This window comes from Planotetraspora sp. A-T 1434, from assembly GCF_025420585.1.
GTDB lineage: Bacteria > Actinomycetota > Actinomycetes > Streptosporangiales > Streptosporangiaceae > JAOEGB01.
Genome location: NZ_JAOEGB010000001.1, coordinates 605,355 through 622,128 on the forward strand (window position 1 = coordinate 605,355; position 16,774 = coordinate 622,128).

Sequence of the window (16,774 nt, forward strand, 5' to 3'; positions counted from 1 at the left end):
TCACACGGCGTGTACGGCGCCGCAGTGGCGGACACTACTAGGACGTCCTACTATTTTCTCGAGATCTGAGATATTTGGAGGGCCTCGTGGACCCGGAGCACAGCACTGGCGAGATCGAGGCCGGCCGCAGCCGCTGGCAGGCACGATACGACGCCGCCTTCAAGCGCGCCCGCGAGTTCCGGACTCTTTCCGGCCTGGAGGTGGAGCCCGTCTACGGCCCGCCCTCAGACGATCCGCGATTCGAGCGGATCGGCTGGCCCGGCGAGTTCCCCTTCACCCGGGGCCTCCATCCGACCGGGTACCGGGGGCGGCCCTGGACGATCCGGCAGTTCGCCGGCTTCGGCAACGCCCAGCAGACCAACGAGCGCTACAAGATGATCCTCGGCGCGGGCGGCGGCGGCCTTTCCGTGGCGTTCGACATGCCGACGCTCATGGGCCGTGACTCCGACGACCCCCTCGCGCTCGGCGAGGTCGGCCACTGCGGCGTCGCCATCGACTCCGCCCTCGACATGGACCTGCTGTTCGACGGCATCCCGCTCGGGGACGTCACCACGTCGATGACCATCAGCGGCCCGGCCGTACCGATCTTCTGCATGTACGTGGTGGCGGCCGAGCGGCAGGGCGTGCCGGTCGGAAAGCTCAACGGGACGCTCCAGACCGACATCTTCAAGGAGTACATCGCGCAGAAGGAGTGGCTGTTCGCCCCCGAGCCGCACCTGCGGCTGATCGGCGACCTCATGGAGTTCTGCGCCGCCGAGATCCCGGCGTACAAGCCGCTGTCGGTGTCGGGCTACCACATCCGGGAGGCCGGCTCCACCGCCGCGCAGGAGCTGGCCTTCACGCTGGCGGACGGGTTCGGCTACGTCGAGCTAGGCCTGTCGCGCGGCCTCGACGTGGACGTCTTCGCCCCCGGCCTGTCGTTCTTCTTCGACGCGCACATCGACTTCTTCGAGGAGATCGCCAAGTTCCGCGCCGCCCGGCGGATCTGGGCCCGCTGGATGCGCGACGTGTACGGCGCGCGGACCGAGAAGGCGCAGTGGCTGCGCTTCCACACCCAGACGGCCGGCGTCTCGCTGACCGCGCAGCAGCCAGACAACAACATCGTCCGCACGGCGATCGAGGCGCTGGCGGCCGTCCTCGGCGGCACGAACTCCCTCCACACCAACGCCCTGGACGAGGTGCTCGCCCTGCCGTCGGAGAAGGCGGCCGAGATCGCTCTCAGGACTCAGCAAGTGATCATGGAGGAGACCGAGGTGGTCAACGTCGTCGACCCGCTGGGCGGCTCCTGGTATGTGGAGGCTTTGACCGATCGCCTGGAGGCCGAAGCCGAGGCCATTTTCACGAAAATTCGGGAAATGGGGACCGGGGATATGACCTCCGGGATCCTGCGCGGCATCGAGGACGGCTGGTTCATGTCGGAGATCGCCGAGTCGGCCTTCGACTACCAGCGGAAGCTGGAGAAGGGCGACAAGCGGATCGTCGGCGTGAACTGCCACACCACGACCGTCGAGGAGCCCCTGGAAATCCTCCGCATCAGCCACGAGATCGAGCGGGAACAGCGCCGCGTGCTCGGGGAGCGCCGTGCCGTACGAGACCAGGAGGCCGTGGACGCCGCCCTCGCGGCCCTCGCGAGCGCGTCGCGGACGGAGACCAACATGATCCCGCCCATGCTCGACGCCGTCCGCGTAGAGGCCACACTCGGCGAAATCTGCGACGTCCTCCGCACCGAATGGGGCACCTACACAGAACCCGCACGCTTCTAAACGCGGTGGTGATCACGCAAATAGGTGGTGGTGATCACGCAAGTACATGGTGGTGATCACGCAAATGGGTGGTGGTGATCATGCACAAGTTCCCCGGTCTCCGTGCTGAGCTGGAACCTTCGCGAGTGTGATCATGCAGGGGTTCCCTGTCACGGGTGCTGAGCTGCGCCTTCGTTGGGTGTGATCATGTACAAGTTCCCCGACATGTGGTCTTACCGGGCTGCTCACCTTCAAGGATCATGCATGGCGTCCGTCGCCACGTGCGCATGATCATGGCGGTCATCGGTGCACGTCACAGGCCAGGTGGCGGAAGCCGTGCATGATCACGCTCCAGGTTTGCGCTGCACACCGACCCTTCCGGGCAGTTGTGCATGATCACGCGGAAAGGCGCGGGGTTGGCGTGGATTGGGTCTGGGGGTACGGCAGGATTGGGGGTATGGCAGCGGACTTCTCTCGACCTGGATCGCTCTACGGCGCCGTGGACCTCGGCGCGCGCAAGCAGGCTCTGGAGGCACAGGCACGGCGCGAGGCCGCCGGGCCCGCCGGAGCCGCCTCGGACGTCATCGAGACCACCTCGGCCACCTTCAACGCCGACGTGGTCGAGCGCTCTCTGAACGTTCCCGTCATCGTCGAGGCGACGGTGCCGAGGGCCGAGCAGGTTCAGCAGTTCAGCGGCACGATGGAGAAGCTGGCCACCGAGGCCGGGGGAGCCTGGGTCCTCGCGAGGGTCGACGTCGAGGCCAACCCCGAGCTCGCCCAGGCCCTGCGCATGCGGGCCATCCCGACCGTCTACCTGGCGTTCCAGGGCCAGCTGATGCCCCTGTTCGAAGGACCGCTGCCGGAGGCTCAGCTCCGGCAGGCGCTGGCGCAGGTGTTCGAGCAACTCGGCATCGAGCTTCTCGCCCCGCCCGAGGGGGAGGGCCCGGCGGAGCCGCCGGTGGACCCCGATCTTCTCGCCGCCGAGCAGGCCATCGAGAAGGGCGACCTCGACGCGGCCGCCGCGGCGTACGAACGCCTGCTGGCGAGGAACCCGGGTGACGAGGACGCGAAGATCGGCCTCGCGGGGGTCGGCCTGGTCCGCCGCACGCAGGACCTGGACGAGGCCGATGTCCTGCGTCGCGCGGCCGGGGATCCGGCTGACGTCGCTCTGCAGATCCAGGCCGCCGATCTGCAGATGCTGAGCGGGGCCGTGGATGAGGCCTTCGAGCGGCTCGTCGGGGTCGTGAGGCGCACCAGCGGCGCGGACCGCGACAAGGCCAGGGTCCACCTGCTCGGGCTCTTCGACGCGCTGCCCTCCGACGACCCGTCGGTCACCAAGGGCCGGCGCAACCTCGCCAACGCGCTCTTCTGAGAACATCCCGGCCCCGCTGCTGCGGGCGTTCATGGACATGGCCAAAAGCGATCCCTCGGCAGTCCGGCTGTTTGCCGCACGATGAGGTCCGGTAGGGGCATAAAGGGAACGTGCAGGTCGTCACCATCTCCGCGACGTACGGCACGGGCGGCAGCGTCGTCGGGCCCGCGGTGGCCGAGCGGCTGGGCGTGCCGTTCCTCGACCGTGCGATCCCGAGCACGGTCGCACAGGAGCTCGGGGTCACGCTGGAGGAGGCGCTGGCCCATGACGACCGGGCCGAGAGCGGGCTCGGGCGCCTGCTGGCCGGCATGATGCGGCTGCCGACCGTGACGCTGGGCGGCGTGGACCTGTACGTCCCGGCGGGGATGCCGCTGTCGCCCGATGAGTTCTCCGCCCGGACCGAGCAGGTGATCCAGGAGCTCGCGCGCTTCCATGGCGGCGTGATCCTCGGCAGGGCGGGGGCCATCGTGCTCGCCGACCATCCGGGAGCGCTGCACGTCCGCCTCGACGGCCCGCTGCGCCGGCGCATCCTGCAGACGGCCGCCTTCTCCGGGGTGAGCGAGCGCGAGGCGAAGAAGGTCGTCTGCGACAACGACCGCGCGCGGAGCGCCTATGTGCGGCAGTTCTACCACGCCGACCCGGCTGACCCGGGGCTTTATCACATGGTCCTCGACAGCACGGTCATCCCGGTGTCCACGTGTGTCGATCTGATCGTGGCGGCTTCCGCCGCGCTGGGCTGAATCACCCGGCTCGGGATGGCACGATGGAGTACACCCCACGGAGCCGTTGAGCCGGGTGCGACCGCGAGACGAACGACGAAGGACGAAGTCGGGAGAACGCGCAAGTCAGCACTGGGCGAGCACGGCCGGAAAGACCGCAAAGGAGCGGATTCACGTGGCCACCGTGCCCAGCGTTTCGTACTCGATCACCGTCCGTCTTGAGGTGCCCGCCGGGGGCAAGGCCGTAAGCCTGCTCACTCACGCGGTGGAGAGCGCCGGCGGCGTGGTGACCGCCCTCGACGTGACCAACGCCGGCCACGAGAAGCTGCGCATCGACGTGACCTGCGCCGCCAAGGACACCGACCACGCTCAGGCGATCGTGGACAGCCTCGGTGCGATCGAAGGCGTCGTCATCCACAAGGTGTCGGACCGGACCTTCCTCATGCACCTCGGCGGCAAGATCGAGATGCAGTCGAAGGTGCCGCTGCGCAACCGTGACGAGCTGTCCATGGCGTACACGCCGGGGGTGGCGCGGGTCAGCCTGGCCATCGCGCGCAACCCCGAGGACGCCCGCCGCCTCACGATCAAACGCAACTCGGTCGCCGTGGTGACCGACGGCTCCGCGGTGCTCGGCCTGGGCAACATCGGCCCCGCCGCGGCGCTTCCGGTGATGGAGGGCAAGGCCGCCCTGTTCAAGCGCTTCGCCGGCATCGACGCGTGGCCGATCTGCCTCGACACGCAGGACGTCGACGAGATCGTCCGTACGGTCCAGGTGATCGCGCCGGGCTTCGGCGGCATCAACCTGGAGGACATCTCCGCGCCGCGCTGCTTCGAGGTCGAGCGGCGGCTGCGCGAGCTGCTCGACATCCCGGTGTTCCACGACGACCAGCACGGCACCGCGATCTGCGTGCTCGCCGCGCTGACCAACGCGCTGAAGGTGGTCGGCAAGGAGATGTCCGGCGTGCGGATCGCGATGGCGGGGGCGGGCGCCGCAGGCACCGCCGTCCTGCGTCTGCTGCTCGCGGCCGGAGCGACGGACGTGATCGTCTGCGACTACCGCGGCGCTGTCCACGTCGGCCGTGACGACCTGGACGACTCGCTGCGCTGGATCGCCGAGCACACGAACGGCGAGGCGTACGACGGCGACCTGCGCGGCGCGATCAAGGGAGCCGACGTCTTCATCGGCGTCTCCGCGCCCGGCATTCTCACGGGGGAGGACATCGCCGCGATGGCGGACGGCGCGGTGGTGTTCGCGCTGGCCAACCCCGAGCCTGAGGTCTCGCCCGATGACGCCCGGGAGCACGCGGCGGTGGTCGCCACGGGCCGGTCGGACTACCCGAACCAGATCAACAACGTGCTGGCGTTCCCCGGCGTCTTCCGCGGCCTGCTGGACGCGCAGGCCGACGGGGTCACCCAGGAGATGCTGCTCGCGGCCGCCCGTGCGCTGGCGGCCGTCGTCACCGACGAGGAGCTGGGCCCCAACTACATCATCCCCAGCGTCTTCCACCCCGACGTGGCCAACGCGGTCGCGGCAGCCGTACGGGAGTCGGCCGGAGGGAAGGCGCGCGGCTTCACGGAGGCGTGATCCCCGCTACGCTGCGTGGGCAGGTTGCCCGCGCTGAGTAATATTACGGGGCGAATAGGGAGTGACGTGCACGATTGGGTGTTCCTCCCTCATGATGGGATGTATGGCGGAAGCGATCTACGTCGGCGGGTTGCTCGTAGCGACGCCACTCCTTGACGACCCCAACTTCCGGCGTAGCGTCGTGCTGGTCCTTGAGCACGATGAGGACGGCGGCACTCTCGGCGTGGTTCTCAACCGCCCGAGCGAGATCGCGGTCACGCAGGTGCTGCCCTCGTGGGATCCCCTGGTCACCGGGCCCTCTGTGCTCTTCGAGGGCGGCCCGGTGCAGACCGACAGCGCCCTTGCCCTGGCCGTGGTCCTGAGCGGCGAGGAGCCTTTGGGCTGGCGGCGGCTGCAGGGCAGGTCCGCCGTCTCCCGCCTGGGTACGGTGGACCTCGACGCGCCCCCCGAGATCCTCGCCGGGGAGATCTCGCAGATGCGGATCTTCGCGGGGTACGCCGGCTGGACGGCCGGTCAGCTGGACAACGAGCTCCAGGAGGGCGCCTGGTACGTCGTGGACTCCGAGCCGGGGGACACCTTCCACTCCGATCCGGCCACGCTCTGGCGCACGGTCCTGCGCCGCCAGCACGGCGACCTCGCCCTCGTCGCCACCTTCCCCGACGACCCCCTGCTCAACTAGGTCGTGCATGATCACGCACAGCGTTTTGGCAGCTGAGGGCTCCTGTCCGGGAGCTTGCGCATGATCACGCGCAGGGGGCTGGCAGCTTGGGTCCCGTGCCCGGGAATGCGTGCATGATCACGCGCAGGGGGCGTGGAGGTGGGGCACGGGATGAGGGGGATCGGCCGGCCGGTCCCAGCCTGGGCGGAAGGACTCGTCGGCGAGCGCGAGGACGTCTTCGAGGCGTTTGGCGATGAGGCTGGGATCATGCGGGCCGGGGCCGAGGCAGACCCTGCTCATGCCGGTGAAGACCGACACCACGAACTGGGGGCGCAGGTCATCGGGCTCCGTCCCCTGCCTGCGGGCCACCTCCGCGACGAGCTTCCTCTCGTTCTCCATGAGGCGGCACATCTGGCCGGCGAGCAGGGCGGGAGTCGCCTCGATCACCCGCCGAGCCTTCGTAAAACGCCTTGCCTCCTCGGGATCCTTGTCTCGTAGGATGCCGAGCATGGAGCGCATGGCCTGACTCAGCGCCGCGTGTGGAGACTCGCTCTCCGGGCGGGCCGCCAACTCGGTCAGGAAGATCTCCTGCCCCTCCGCCGGCAGCGCGAGCGCGACCTCCTCCTTCGACGCGAAGTAGCGGAAGAACGTGCGCGGGGACACGTCCACCTCCGCCGCGATCTGGTCGATCGTCGTGGCGTCGTACCCCTGCGTGAGGAAGAGGTCGAGAGCCGCGTCGATCAGGGCGATCCGCGTCCGCACCTTCTTGCGCTCACGTAGACCCATGGCCGTCACCTCCTCGAAACTCGGCATTCACAAGCTGCCAGATGTCACCGTATGTCGGATAAAAGGATTTGTCATCTGTCATGAACTGTCATAAGTTGCGACGCATTGATTGAGGCTTTTCAGAGGGGGACCACCCATGGCGCAAGCCGTAGCCGTACAACCCGACGCGCATGCGGGGCGCAGCCAGGGGAATCCCTGGCTGACCTTGCTGGCCGTATCGCTCGGCGTCATCATGGTGATGCTCGACGGCACGGTCGTCGCCATCGCCAATCCGGTCATCGGCGTCGAGCTCCACGCGTCGCTGTCGGACCTCCAGTGGATCACCAGCGGTTACCTGCTCGCCCTGGCGGTCTTTCTCATCACCGCGGGCAAGCTCGGCGACCTCTTCGGCCACAAGAAGGTCTTCCTGATCGGTGTGACGGGCTTCGCCCTGACCTCGCTGGCCATCGGCCTGACGTCGTCCGTGGGGCCGCTGATCGCCTTCCGAGTGCTGCAGGGCCTGTTCGGCGCGCTGCTGCAGCCCGCCGCGCTGGCGCTGCTGCGGTCGGCCTTCCCCGGTGACAAGCTGAACATGGCGATGGGCGCGTGGGGCGGCATCATCGGCCTGTCCAGCGCGGCCGGGCCGATCATCGGAGGCCTGCTCGTCGAGAACGTGAGCTGGCAGTCGGTCTTCTTCATCAACGTGCCCGTCGGCGTGGCCGCGCTCGCGTTCGGCCTGTGGGCGCTGAAGGAGAGCAAGGCGCAGATCCTGTCCAAGGTCGACTGGCTGGGCGTTCTGCTGCTGTCGGGCGCGATGTTCTCGCTGGTGTGGGCCATCATCAAGGCGCCCGAGTGGGGCTGGGGCGACAAGGCGACGATCGGCTTCCTCATCGCGGCGGCCGTCATCGGGGCCGTCTTCCTGTTCTGGCAGACGCGGGTCGCGGAGCCGCTGCTGCCGCTCAGCCTTTTCCGCAACGCCTCCCTGTCCATCGGCACCGTGCTGATGATCCTCATGGCGTTCTCGATGTTCGGGGCGATGTTCTTCCTCACGTTCTTCTTCCAGGGCGTGCACGGGCTGACGCCGCTGGAGTCCGGCCTGCGGATGCTGCCCATGAGCGCAGGCATGATCGTCGCGTCGCCGATCGCCGGTGTCCTCATCGGCAAGATCGGTCCCAAGATCACCATAGCGGGCGGCATGCTGATCACCGCTATCGCGATGTTCCTGATGTCACGGCTCGGCGTCGACGCCGCGTTCGTCGACAGCGCGATCCCGTTCGTCCTGCTGGCCTTCGGTCTCTCGCCGGTCTTCGTCGGCGCGACCGAGATCATCGTCGGCAACGCGCCCGAGGACCTCAGCGGGGTCGCGGGCGGCGTGCAGAACTCCGCCATGCAGGTCGGCGGCGCGCTCGGCACGGCCATCCTCGGCGCGGTCGTGGCCGCCAAGGTGTCGAGCGTGCTCCCCGGCTACCTCGGGCCCGCGGCGGCCACCATCCCGCCCGCGCAGTTGGAGGGGCTCAAGACGCTCGCCTCGGTCGGCATGGCGCCTCCCGGTCTCACCGGCCAGACGGCCGCTCTGATCGGCAACGCCTCACACCTGTCCTTCATGGACGGCCTGCACCTCGGCTTCCTGGTGAGCACGGCCGTCGCCGTGATCGCCGCGATCCTGGCCCTGTTCGTCAAGGCCGGCCGCAAGACCGAGGGCGCTCCCGTCCACGTCGGCTGACGCGCCGGCACTTCGGATCTCGTACGGCTCTCGCCCCGGTTGTGGGCGGGAGCCGTACCGCTGTTCGGGGGACGCGAACGGGCGGCCGTCCCGCGCGGTGAGGGTCGCTCAGTAGACTTCGTATTCGTGAGTAGCACGAAGATTCTTCCCGAGAGCGACGTCGCGCCGAGGCTGTCGCACGGCGACGGCGACCACGAGCGCTTCTCGCACTACGCCGACAAGAACAAGATCACGGAGAGCTACGTGACCGGCGCGCCGGTCCGGGCCCTCTGCGGCAAGGTGTGGGTGCCCAGCCGGGACCCGAAGAAGTATCCGGTGTGCCCGGAATGCAAGGAGATCTACGAGGGCCTGCCCAAGGGCGAACCCTCCGGCGACTGAGTGTCGATCCGGGGTGATCACCCCCGAGACGGCTAACGTCAGGCTTCTGACCAGCCGTATCGGGGGAGCGAATGGCCCGGTGTGCGATCACCGTCCTGCTGGCGTGCCTGTTCATGCTGGGGGGCGTCCCTGACGGAGCCCGCGCCGACTCGCGGGCCGGGGCCGGGGTCGCGGCTGGGCCCGAGTGCCCGGACGGCGGCCGGCTCTCCAGAGGGGCCCCGAGGGCCCGGCCCGGCTGGGCGGGCTCGGGCCGGCTTGCGGCGCGGCTCCCGTTCGGGCTGACGCATGCCCTGGAGCCGCGCGAGCCCCGGCCGGACGAGATGGCCCGGATGGCAGCGGATCTGCGACGGCGGCTCCGCGACACGAACGGCGTGCGCCGTGTCTCCGCCCCGGCCGTGGGGTTCACGGTTCCGCTGTGGGTGCACGTCATCAGGGACGGCGCTCTGGGCGCGCCCGACAGCGCCGTCACGCGGCAGGTGGACGCGCTCAACGCGGCCTACGGCGGCAAGTTCGGCGGGGCCGACACCGGGGTCCGCTTCCAGCTCATGGGGATCACCCACACGGCCAACCGGGAATGGTTCCGCGACCCGCTGGGTGACGAGGCCGCCATGAAGGCGAAGCTCCACGTCGGCGGCCCGGAGACGCTGAACCTCTACATCGCCCAGCTCAGCGAGTTGGTGCTCGGCTACGCGACCTACCCGTACTGGTACAAGGACGAGCCGGGCCTGGACGGTGTGGTGATCGACTGGCGGAGTGTTCCCGGCGGGCCGCTCCGCAACTTCGACAGAGGCTTCACGGCCGTCCACGAGATCGGCCACTGGCTCGGCCTCATGCACACCTTCGACAACGGTTGCGCCGCCCTCGGCGACTCCGTCGAGGACACCCCCGCCGAGGCGTACCCGACCACGGGCTGCCCGGCGAGCAAGGACAGCTGCCCCGCGCCGGGCGAGGACCCGATCCACAACTTCATGGACTACGCCCAGGACCGGTGCATGACCCAGTTCACCGCGGGGCAGGCCGTACGGATGCGGCAGATGTGGGACGTTTACCGGCGGCCGCGTCCGTCCCTCGTCTAGATCCGATTGCAATGTCCGGCGGTCCGTTGACTGGGCACCGCCTCTGTGAGTAACTCCACAGCAGCGCTCATGGGAGTCATGGGTCGCTTCGGTGTCTGCCGGTCCGTCCCCCCATGCGCGCGCCCGGCTCGGCCGCTCCGGGAGGGCTCTTTGGACGATCAGTGGACGCGCCGGGTGTGGCCGCCCGCTGGGCAGGATTCCCCCGCGGGGCCCGGCCGGGAGGACCCGGGCCAGTTCGGGCGGGGAGACATGGCGGGCTATTTCGGGCAGGAGGACGCCACCGAGCCCGAGCAGGACCTTCCTCCCTCCGCCCGCTGGTACGGCGCGCCGGCCGCGCCTCCGCGCCAGATGCCGCGCTGGCTGCAGCGCCTCCTCGTCGGCGCCGCGGCTTTGGCGGCCGCCGGGGTGGTGATCGGCGCCGTCGTCCTGACGATCCTCAACCGGGCCGAGCATGTGCCCCAGACCGTGGTTACCGACCCGCTGGCAGGCGTCTCCTACTCGCTGCCCAAGGGCTGGACCGAGGGAGTGGTCGCTCCCGTGACCGGCTTCACGTCCGTCGCGGCCGACGGCGACCTGGCGACGGTCATGGCGAGACCGGGCGACGGTGTGGACCCCCCCAACCTCCGCTCCGCCGTACTCGATCTCAGCGAGCTCTACACGCGGCTCCTGCTCCACGGCGACAAGGTGGACGTGGTCGACGACCGGGCCGTCACGGTCAACGGGCGGCCCGGCCACACGCGGGCGATCCGGGCCGAATACCGAGACGTCGTCAACCAGCCGGCCTTCATGAGGGTGACCTTGCTCACTCGCCCGGACGGCAAGAGCACGGTGATGCTCGGCCTCGCGCACCCCGACGAGCCTCGTACGCGTGCGGACATCGAGGCGGTGATGTCCGGCGCCAGGTGACCTCCACAACGCCTATATCACAGCCGATGCCGGGTGACGCGAATCTCGGCGGGTCGGCACGTCTTGTCGGTCGGTCCGACTACCCTGAGGTCACTGTGAGGGAGCGAACCGATAGATACAGCATTGTCCCGACGAGCTCGGGGAGGCGTCGTTGAGCGTTTCGGCCGCGTCCCATCTCTCCCCTTCCTACCCCGATCGAGCCGCCTGGGGCACCGCGCCCAAGCTGCGCGCCTGGCAGCAGGAGGCCTTTGACCTCTACTTCCAGCGCGAACCGAGAGACTTCCTGACGGTCGCCACGCCGGGGGCGGGCAAGACGACCTACGCCCTGCGGATCGCCAGCGAGCTGCTGAGCCGGGGGATCGTGCGGGCCCTGACGATCGTCACGCCCACCGAGCACCTGAAGCGCCAGTGGGCCGACGCGGCGGCCAAGGTCGGCATCGGCATCGACCCCGAGTTCAAGAACAGCCAGGGCGCGACCTCCCGCGACTACCTCGGCGTGGCCATCACGTACGCCCAGGTGGCGATGCACCCGGCGCTGCACCGCGCCCGCACGGAGGCCCGCAGGACGCTGGTCATCTTCGACGAGATCCACCACGCGGGCGACGCGAAGTCCTGGGGCGACGGCGTGCGCGAGGCGTTCGAGCCGGCGACCCGGCGGCTGGGCCTGACCGGCACGCCGTTCCGGTCCGACGACAGCCCGATCCCGTTCGTGTCCTACGTGGAGGACGGCGAGGGCGCGCTGCGGAGCGCCTCCGACTACTCCTACGGGTACGGCCCAGCCCTCGCCGACGGCGTGGTCCGGCCCGTCATCTTCCTGGCGTACTCCGGCGAGATGAAATGGCGGACGCGCGCCGGTGACGAGATCGCCGCCACGCTTGGCACGCCGCTGACCAAGGACCAGCTCTCCCAGGCGTGGCGGGCCGCGCTCGACCCCAAGGGCGACTGGATCCGCCAGGTCATCCACGCGGCGGACCGGCGGCTCACCGAGGTCAGGCGCGGCATGCCCGACGCGGGAGGCCTCGTCATCGCGTCCGACCACGAGTCGGCCCGCGCCTACGCCAAGCACATCCGGACCGTCACGGGCGAGGGCGCGGAAGTCGTGCTCTCCGACGACCCGGGCGCCTCCAAGAAGATCAAGGGCTTCTCCTCCTCCGAGGCCCGGTGGCTGGTCGCGGTGCGGATGGTGTCCGAGGGCGTGGACATTCCCCGGCTGGCCGTCGGCGTCTACGCCACCAGCATCTCGACCCCGCTGTTCTTCGCGCAGGCCGTCGGGCGCTTCGTCCGGGCCCGCAAGCGCGGGGAGACCGCCTCGGTGTTCGTGCCGTCGGTGCCGATCCTCATGGGCCTCGCGGCCGAGCTGGAGGCCGAGCGCGACCACGTCCTCGGCCGCCGGCGCGACGAGGACGGGCTCGACGACCTGCTGCTGGAGCAGGCGCAGCAGGAGAAGAAGCAGCCTGACGCGGTGGGCGACGAGCTGCCCTTCCAGACGCTGGAAGCGTCCGCGACCTTCGACCGGGTGCTCTTCGACGGTGGCGAGTTCGGCACGGCCGCCGCCCCGGGATCGCCCGAGGAGGAAGACTTCCTGGGCCTGCCCGGCCTGCTGGAGCCCGACCAGGTGGCCTCGCTGCTGCGCAAGCGTCAGGCCGACCAGCAGGCCGCCCGGCGGAAGGCCAAGCCCGCCGAGGAGGCGGCGCCCGCGCTGGCCCCCCACGAGCAGCTGCACGAGCTGCGCAAGGAGCTCAACGGCCTCGTGGGCGCCTGGAACCACCGCACCGGCCAGCCGCACGGCGTCATCCACGCCGAGCTGCGCCGGGCCTGCGGCGGTCCCGCCATCGCGCAGGCCTCCGCCGACCAGGTCCGCGAGCGCATCGCCATGATCCGCAGGTGGGCCACCCAGCGTAGGTGACGCCTCACTGCTCAAGGCTCCGGGCCCGCCCGCCGTCAACCGGCCCAGCTGTGCCGTGCCGGTCAGGCGGCGGAGGGGTGGGGCTTCTGCGGGATGCGGTGGCCGGTGCGGGCGTCGATCGCCACATAATGGGCGCGTGGCCGGAGCGGCCGGTTGAGGTGGAGGTCGAGGGAGGCGAGCCCGTCGGCCACCCGGACGGGCAGCGTACGCGTCCCGTGACGGTGGGCCTTGACCGCGCCTTCCCGTAGCCAGATCCGCAGCCGCCGTCCGCTGTGGCGCAGGGCCACCGTGGCCGTGCCGCACTCGTGGGTGGCTGCCGCCCAGTAGACGGTCACGTCGTCCAGACGCGTGGCGTGGCGCGACAGCCGTACGGCCTGCGGGGCGAGAGCCCGGACGGCGCAGTGCGGGGACGCGCCATCTGGACGGCCGGCATGCTCGTCCGGCTGCGAGGAGCCGGGTTCAGCGGCACCACCTGTGGCGGGCCCGGCAGGACGGCGGGGGCCGACGAGCTTCCCGTAACCGGCACGACCCGCGGCGTCGGAGGCGGCGCCGGCGTGGCGGGCGAGGACGGAGGCCGGCGCGATGGGTCCGAAGGGCTCCTCGCTGAACCCGGCGAACAGCGTGCCCGCCTGTAATGCCGCCAGCGTCAGCGCCGCCGTGGTGCGCAGCATCCCGTGGTGCGCCCGGCCGAAGAGCAGCCAGACGCAGACCGGGGTCAGGACGAGCCAGGAGAGGCCGAGCAGGAACACGAACATCGGAGGCTGCCAATCACGAGGAGTTGTCACCCTCCGTAATACACCTATGACGCCTCGTGGTGTAGACCTTGAACGCCCCATGACGTCCGCGTCGGTCTGCCGTGGCGATCACATGGACCGCGTGCCGGATTTCCGCCTGAATGATCAGACCCGTCGGAGCCCGCGGACGGGCGGGATGAGCAGCAGCGCCGCGCACACCGCGACGCTGGCGCCCGTCGAGAGGAACAGCAGGTCGCGGGGTTCGACGACGGAGGACACCGGGCCGACCAGGGCCTGGCCCGCCGCCACGCCGCAGACCGAGCCGGCCACCTCGTAGCCGAAGACGCGGTTCAGCACGTCGGGGGGCACCTGGGTATGGACGCTGGTGCCCCACATCACCGACCAGAACGCCCAGGAGGCGCCGCCGAGCAGGTGACCGGCCATCAGCGCGGGAAGCGGAAGCTCCAGCGCGGCCGACAGCGGGATGCAGGCGAAGCCGATCAGAGCCACGCCGCCCGCGGCCAGGGGGCGGGAGGGCCGGAAGCGGACCGCGACGAGGCCGCCGATCAGGGTGCCGGCACCCAGGCCCGCCATCGCCCAGCCGTACGCGGCCTCGCCGAGGCGGTCGCCGATCAGCCGGGAGCCCAGCGGAATGGAGGGACCTATGACGAGGATGCCGAAGAACACCCAAATCAGGATCACCGGCCACATCCAACTGCGGGAGCGGAACTCCACCCAGCCGCGTCGCAGGTCGAGCAGGACCGTCGAGGGCTCCCTGACCTCGGCGGCGGCGGGGGCGAGCCTGATCAGCCCGAGGCAGAGGCCGCTCACCAGAAAGGTGCCCGCGTCGAAGGCGTAGACCGCACTCGCGCCGGTGAGCGCCATCAGGAGCCCGGCCAGCACCGGGCCGCCGAGTTGCGTGGCCGCATCGGCGACCTTGAGGGTGCCGTTGGCACGTTGCGGATCCTTCGCGACGAGGGGGACCATGCCCTTACCGCCGGGCTCGAACATCGCGGCAGCCGTTCCGGACAGGAACGAGGCGGACAGCAGCAGCCACAGCGGCGGGGTGCCGGTGAAAAAGGCGACGGCCAGCACGCCCTGCGTGAAGATCCGGACGACGTCCGCGCTCACCATCATGGTCCGGGCGCCCACCCGGTCGGCGAACACCCCGCCGAAGAGAACGAAGAGGACGAAGGGCGCCGTCCAGACGGCAAGAACGTACCCCACGCCCGAAACCCCGTAAAGCGCTCCGACCGCCAGCGCCGCCGCGACCGGCATCATCGCGTCGCCCAGCAGCGACACCACCCGGGCGGCGAAATAAAGCGAGAAATCCCTGGTCCAGAGCTTTCCTGGGAGCCTCGCGGCCGCTTCGCGATCAAGGGTCGCGGTCATGTGAAGAACTCCATGTCCACTCATGCTGGACATGCGGCCGCCTTGGCGCAGGCATCCGGAATGACATCGTTAGGTACATTCACGCCATGAAACATCGCGTGGTCGCCCTGGTCACCCCGCCGCAGGAGATGTATCCGGCGACCTGCGCGTCCGCCGTGTTCGGCTACATGGGCCCCGATATCCCTCAGTTCTACGACTTCCGGCTCTGCGCCGAGCGGCCTGGCCCGATAGTGACCACGATGGGCGCCGACATCGTGGTCGACAACGGACTTGAGGCCATGGCGGAGGCCGACACGATCCTCATCGGAAGCTGGTGCTCCGGGCCGGACATCTCCGCGGAGCTCGGCGACGCCGTCCTGGCCGCGCACGCCCGAGGCGCCCGGATCGTCGCGATCTTGGGGGGCATCTACGTCCCGGCGAGCCTGGGCCTGCTGGACGGCCGCAGGGCCGCCGTCCACTGGGAGCTCACCGGCGAGCTGGCCCGGTTATATCCGCGGGTCCACGCCGACGCCACCGTGCTGTACGTCGATCACGGCGACGTCGCGACCGCGGGTGCCTCGGCGACCACCGTCGACCTGTGCCTCAACCAGGTCAGGCGCGACCACGGCGCCGCCCTGGCGATGCGGATCGGCCGGCACATCTCGGCCGCCCCGCACCGGGAGGGCGGCCAGCGCCAGTACCCCACACTGCCGACGACGGGCCCGGTCCCCGATTCCCTCGCCCCGTTGCTCGACTGGATCATCGCCAACCTCGACAGCCCGCTGACCCTGAAGGACATGGCCACCTGGTCGGGGATGTCACCGCGTACCCTCAGCCGTCACTTCTCCGAGCAGCTCGGCGTCTCGCCCGGCCGCTGGCTCCTCGACCGGCGCATCGCCGGCACCCGCGCCCTCCTGGAGGAGACCGACCTTCCGGTGGAGACGATCGCCCAGCGCGTCGGCCTGTCCTCCGCGGTCAACCTGCGCCGCCGCTTCCACAACGCCCTCAACACCACCCCGGGCGCCTACCGCCGCTCCTTCCGCCGACCGCCGCAGGCCGGGTGAACGCCGCCGGGTTGGGTGTACGCCGCCGGGTTGGGTGTACGCCGCCGGGTTGGGTGTACGCCGCCGGGTTGGGTGAACGCCGCCGGGTTGGGTGTACGCCGCCGGGTTGGGTTGATGCCGCGGGTTGTTGGAACGGCCCCCTCAGGCGTGGACGACGGGGGCGCCGATGAGTTCGACTCCGGCTGCGGACAGCTCGGCGAGGGCGGCGTCGGTCGTGTCCCTGGCGACGCCGGCTGTCAGGTCGAGCAGCACCCGTACGGCGAAGCCGTTCCGAGCGCCGTCCAGCGCGGTGGCCCGGACGCAGTGGTCGGTGGCGATCCCGACGACGTCGAGGGCCTCAACGCCACGCTCGCGGAGCCATTCACTTAGGCCCGTCCCGGTCGCGGTTGACCCCTCGAAGCCGCTGTAGGCGGCCTGGTGGGCGCCCTTGCTGAAGATCTCCTCGACCTTGGCGGTGTCGAAGGCCGGGTGGAAGCCGGCTCCCGGGGTGCCGACGACGCAGTGCGCCGGCCAGGTGTTCACGTAGTCCGGCTCGGCGGCGAAGTGCGCCCCCGGGTCGACGTGGTAGTCGCGGGTCGCGACCACATGGTCGTAGCCGTGCCGCGAGGCGTGCTCGCTGATCGCGGTGGCCACCTCGGCGCCGCCGCCCACGGGCAGGCTGCCGCCTTCGCAGAAGTCGTTCTGCACGTCCACGATGACGAGCGCGGTTCTCATGGGTCACCTCACCTCACGACGATCGCGGGAGACGGGCGTCGTCCTCATGCGCCGGTCTCCC

At 70.1% G+C, this 16,774-nt stretch carries 15 protein-coding genes; 11 read left to right on the forward strand and 4 right to left on the reverse strand.

The window, feature by feature from the left end:
- Positions 1-86 precede the first annotated feature (86 nt).
- The 5 genes from N5079_RS02610 (at position 87) to N5079_RS02630 (ending at position 6,097) form a co-directional block, all read left to right on the forward strand.
- The gene (locus N5079_RS02610; protein ID WP_261581674.1) at positions 87-1,763 is read left to right on the forward strand and encodes a methylmalonyl-CoA mutase; all 1,677 of its coding nucleotides are present in this window, start codon (positions 87-89) and stop codon (positions 1,761-1,763) included.
- Positions 1,764-2,199: 436 nt separating this feature from the next.
- Positions 2,200-3,114, forward strand: coding sequence for a tetratricopeptide repeat protein (locus N5079_RS02615; RefSeq protein ID WP_261581675.1), 915 nt, complete (start codon positions 2,200-2,202; stop codon positions 3,112-3,114).
- A gap of 110 nt (positions 3,115-3,224) precedes the next feature.
- A complete protein-coding gene (locus N5079_RS02620) occupies positions 3,225-3,854 on the forward strand; it encodes an AAA family ATPase (protein ID WP_261581676.1) in 630 nt (209 codons plus the stop codon).
- Positions 3,855-4,008: 154 nt separating this feature from the next.
- Positions 4,009-5,418, forward strand: coding sequence for an NAD-dependent malic enzyme (locus N5079_RS02625; RefSeq protein WP_261581677.1), 1,410 nt, complete (start codon positions 4,009-4,011; stop codon positions 5,416-5,418).
- A gap of 103 nt (positions 5,419-5,521) precedes the next feature.
- Positions 5,522-6,097, forward strand: a complete 576-nt coding sequence (locus tag N5079_RS02630; RefSeq protein ID WP_261581678.1) for a YqgE/AlgH family protein — start codon at positions 5,522-5,524, stop codon at positions 6,095-6,097.
- A gap of 117 nt (positions 6,098-6,214) precedes the next feature.
- On the opposite strand, the gene N5079_RS02635 is transcribed toward N5079_RS02630, so the two are convergent.
- Complete coding sequence (locus N5079_RS02635) at positions 6,215-6,862, reverse strand: TetR/AcrR family transcriptional regulator (protein ID WP_261581679.1); 648 nt, start codon at positions 6,860-6,862, stop codon at positions 6,215-6,217.
- Between the two features lie 136 nt (positions 6,863-6,998).
- Between N5079_RS02635 and N5079_RS02640 the strand changes: the two genes are divergently transcribed.
- The 5 genes from N5079_RS02640 to N5079_RS02660 all read left to right on the forward strand — a co-directional run bounded on the left by N5079_RS02640 (position 6,999) and on the right by N5079_RS02660 (position 12,830).
- A complete protein-coding gene (locus N5079_RS02640; protein ID WP_261581680.1) occupies positions 6,999-8,564 on the forward strand; it encodes a DHA2 family efflux MFS transporter permease subunit in 1,566 nt (521 codons plus the stop codon).
- 126 nt (positions 8,565-8,690) lie between these two features.
- Positions 8,691-8,942 carry a DUF3039 domain-containing protein gene (locus N5079_RS02645; protein WP_261581681.1) on the forward strand — a complete coding sequence of 84 codons (252 nt, stop codon included), beginning with the start codon at positions 8,691-8,693 and terminating at the stop codon, positions 8,940-8,942.
- 71 nt (positions 8,943-9,013) lie between these two features.
- Positions 9,014-10,018: a zinc metalloprotease gene (locus tag N5079_RS02650; protein ID WP_261581682.1), complete on the forward strand. Its 1,005-nt coding sequence runs from the start codon at positions 9,014-9,016 to the stop codon at positions 10,016-10,018.
- A 150-nt stretch (positions 10,019-10,168) separates the two neighbouring features.
- Positions 10,169-10,924: a hypothetical protein gene (locus tag N5079_RS02655; protein WP_261581683.1), complete on the forward strand. Its 756-nt coding sequence runs from the start codon at positions 10,169-10,171 to the stop codon at positions 10,922-10,924.
- Between the two features lie 151 nt (positions 10,925-11,075).
- Positions 11,076-12,830 (forward strand): DEAD/DEAH box helicase, encoded by a 1,755-nt coding sequence (locus N5079_RS02660; protein ID WP_261581684.1) that lies wholly within the window; start codon positions 11,076-11,078, stop codon positions 12,828-12,830.
- Between the two features lie 62 nt (positions 12,831-12,892).
- Here the strand turns inward: N5079_RS02660 and N5079_RS02665 are convergent, their stop codons facing one another.
- Positions 12,893-13,615, reverse strand: coding sequence for a hypothetical protein (locus tag N5079_RS02665; RefSeq protein WP_261581685.1), 723 nt, complete (start codon positions 13,613-13,615; stop codon positions 12,893-12,895).
- 114 nt (positions 13,616-13,729) lie between these two features.
- A complete protein-coding gene (locus N5079_RS02670; protein ID WP_261581686.1) occupies positions 13,730-14,956 on the reverse strand; it encodes an MFS transporter in 1,227 nt (408 codons plus the stop codon).
- Positions 14,957-15,042: 86 nt separating this feature from the next.
- Between N5079_RS02670 and N5079_RS02675 the strand changes: the two genes are divergently transcribed.
- Positions 15,043-15,999, forward strand: a complete 957-nt coding sequence (locus tag N5079_RS02675) for a GlxA family transcriptional regulator (protein WP_261581687.1) — start codon at positions 15,043-15,045, stop codon at positions 15,997-15,999.
- Between the two features lie 141 nt (positions 16,000-16,140).
- Here N5079_RS02675 and N5079_RS02680 read toward each other — a convergent pair whose 3' ends face one another.
- Positions 16,141-16,713 carry a nicotinamidase gene (locus tag N5079_RS02680; RefSeq protein ID WP_261581688.1) on the reverse strand — a complete coding sequence of 191 codons (573 nt, stop codon included), beginning with the start codon at positions 16,711-16,713 and terminating at the stop codon, positions 16,141-16,143.
- Positions 16,714-16,774: the final 61 nt, after the last annotated feature.

Excerpts from the sequence above, each read along its gene's own strand:
- N5079_RS02615 (WP_261581675.1), top strand. The coding sequence starts at position 2,200 with ATGGCAGCGGACTTCTCTCGACCTGGATCGCTCTACGGCGCCGTGGAC.
- N5079_RS02650 (WP_261581682.1), top strand. The coding sequence starts at position 9,014 with ATGGCCCGGTGTGCGATCACCGTCCTGCTGGCGTGCCTGTTCATGCTG.
- N5079_RS02640 (WP_261581680.1), top strand. The coding sequence starts at position 6,999 with ATGGCGCAAGCCGTAGCCGTACAACCCGACGCGCATGCGGGGCGCAGC.
- N5079_RS02680 (WP_261581688.1), bottom strand. The coding sequence starts at position 16,713 with ATGAGAACCGCGCTCGTCATCGTGGACGTGCAGAACGACTTCTGCGAA.
- N5079_RS02675 (WP_261581687.1), top strand. The coding sequence starts at position 15,043 with ATGAAACATCGCGTGGTCGCCCTGGTCACCCCGCCGCAGGAGATGTAT.
- N5079_RS02670 (WP_261581686.1), bottom strand. The coding sequence starts at position 14,956 with ATGACCGCGACCCTTGATCGCGAAGCGGCCGCGAGGCTCCCAGGAAAG.
- N5079_RS02635 (WP_261581679.1), bottom strand. The coding sequence starts at position 6,862 with ATGGGTCTACGTGAGCGCAAGAAGGTGCGGACGCGGATCGCCCTGATC.
- N5079_RS02630 (WP_261581678.1), top strand. The coding sequence starts at position 5,522 with ATGGCGGAAGCGATCTACGTCGGCGGGTTGCTCGTAGCGACGCCACTC.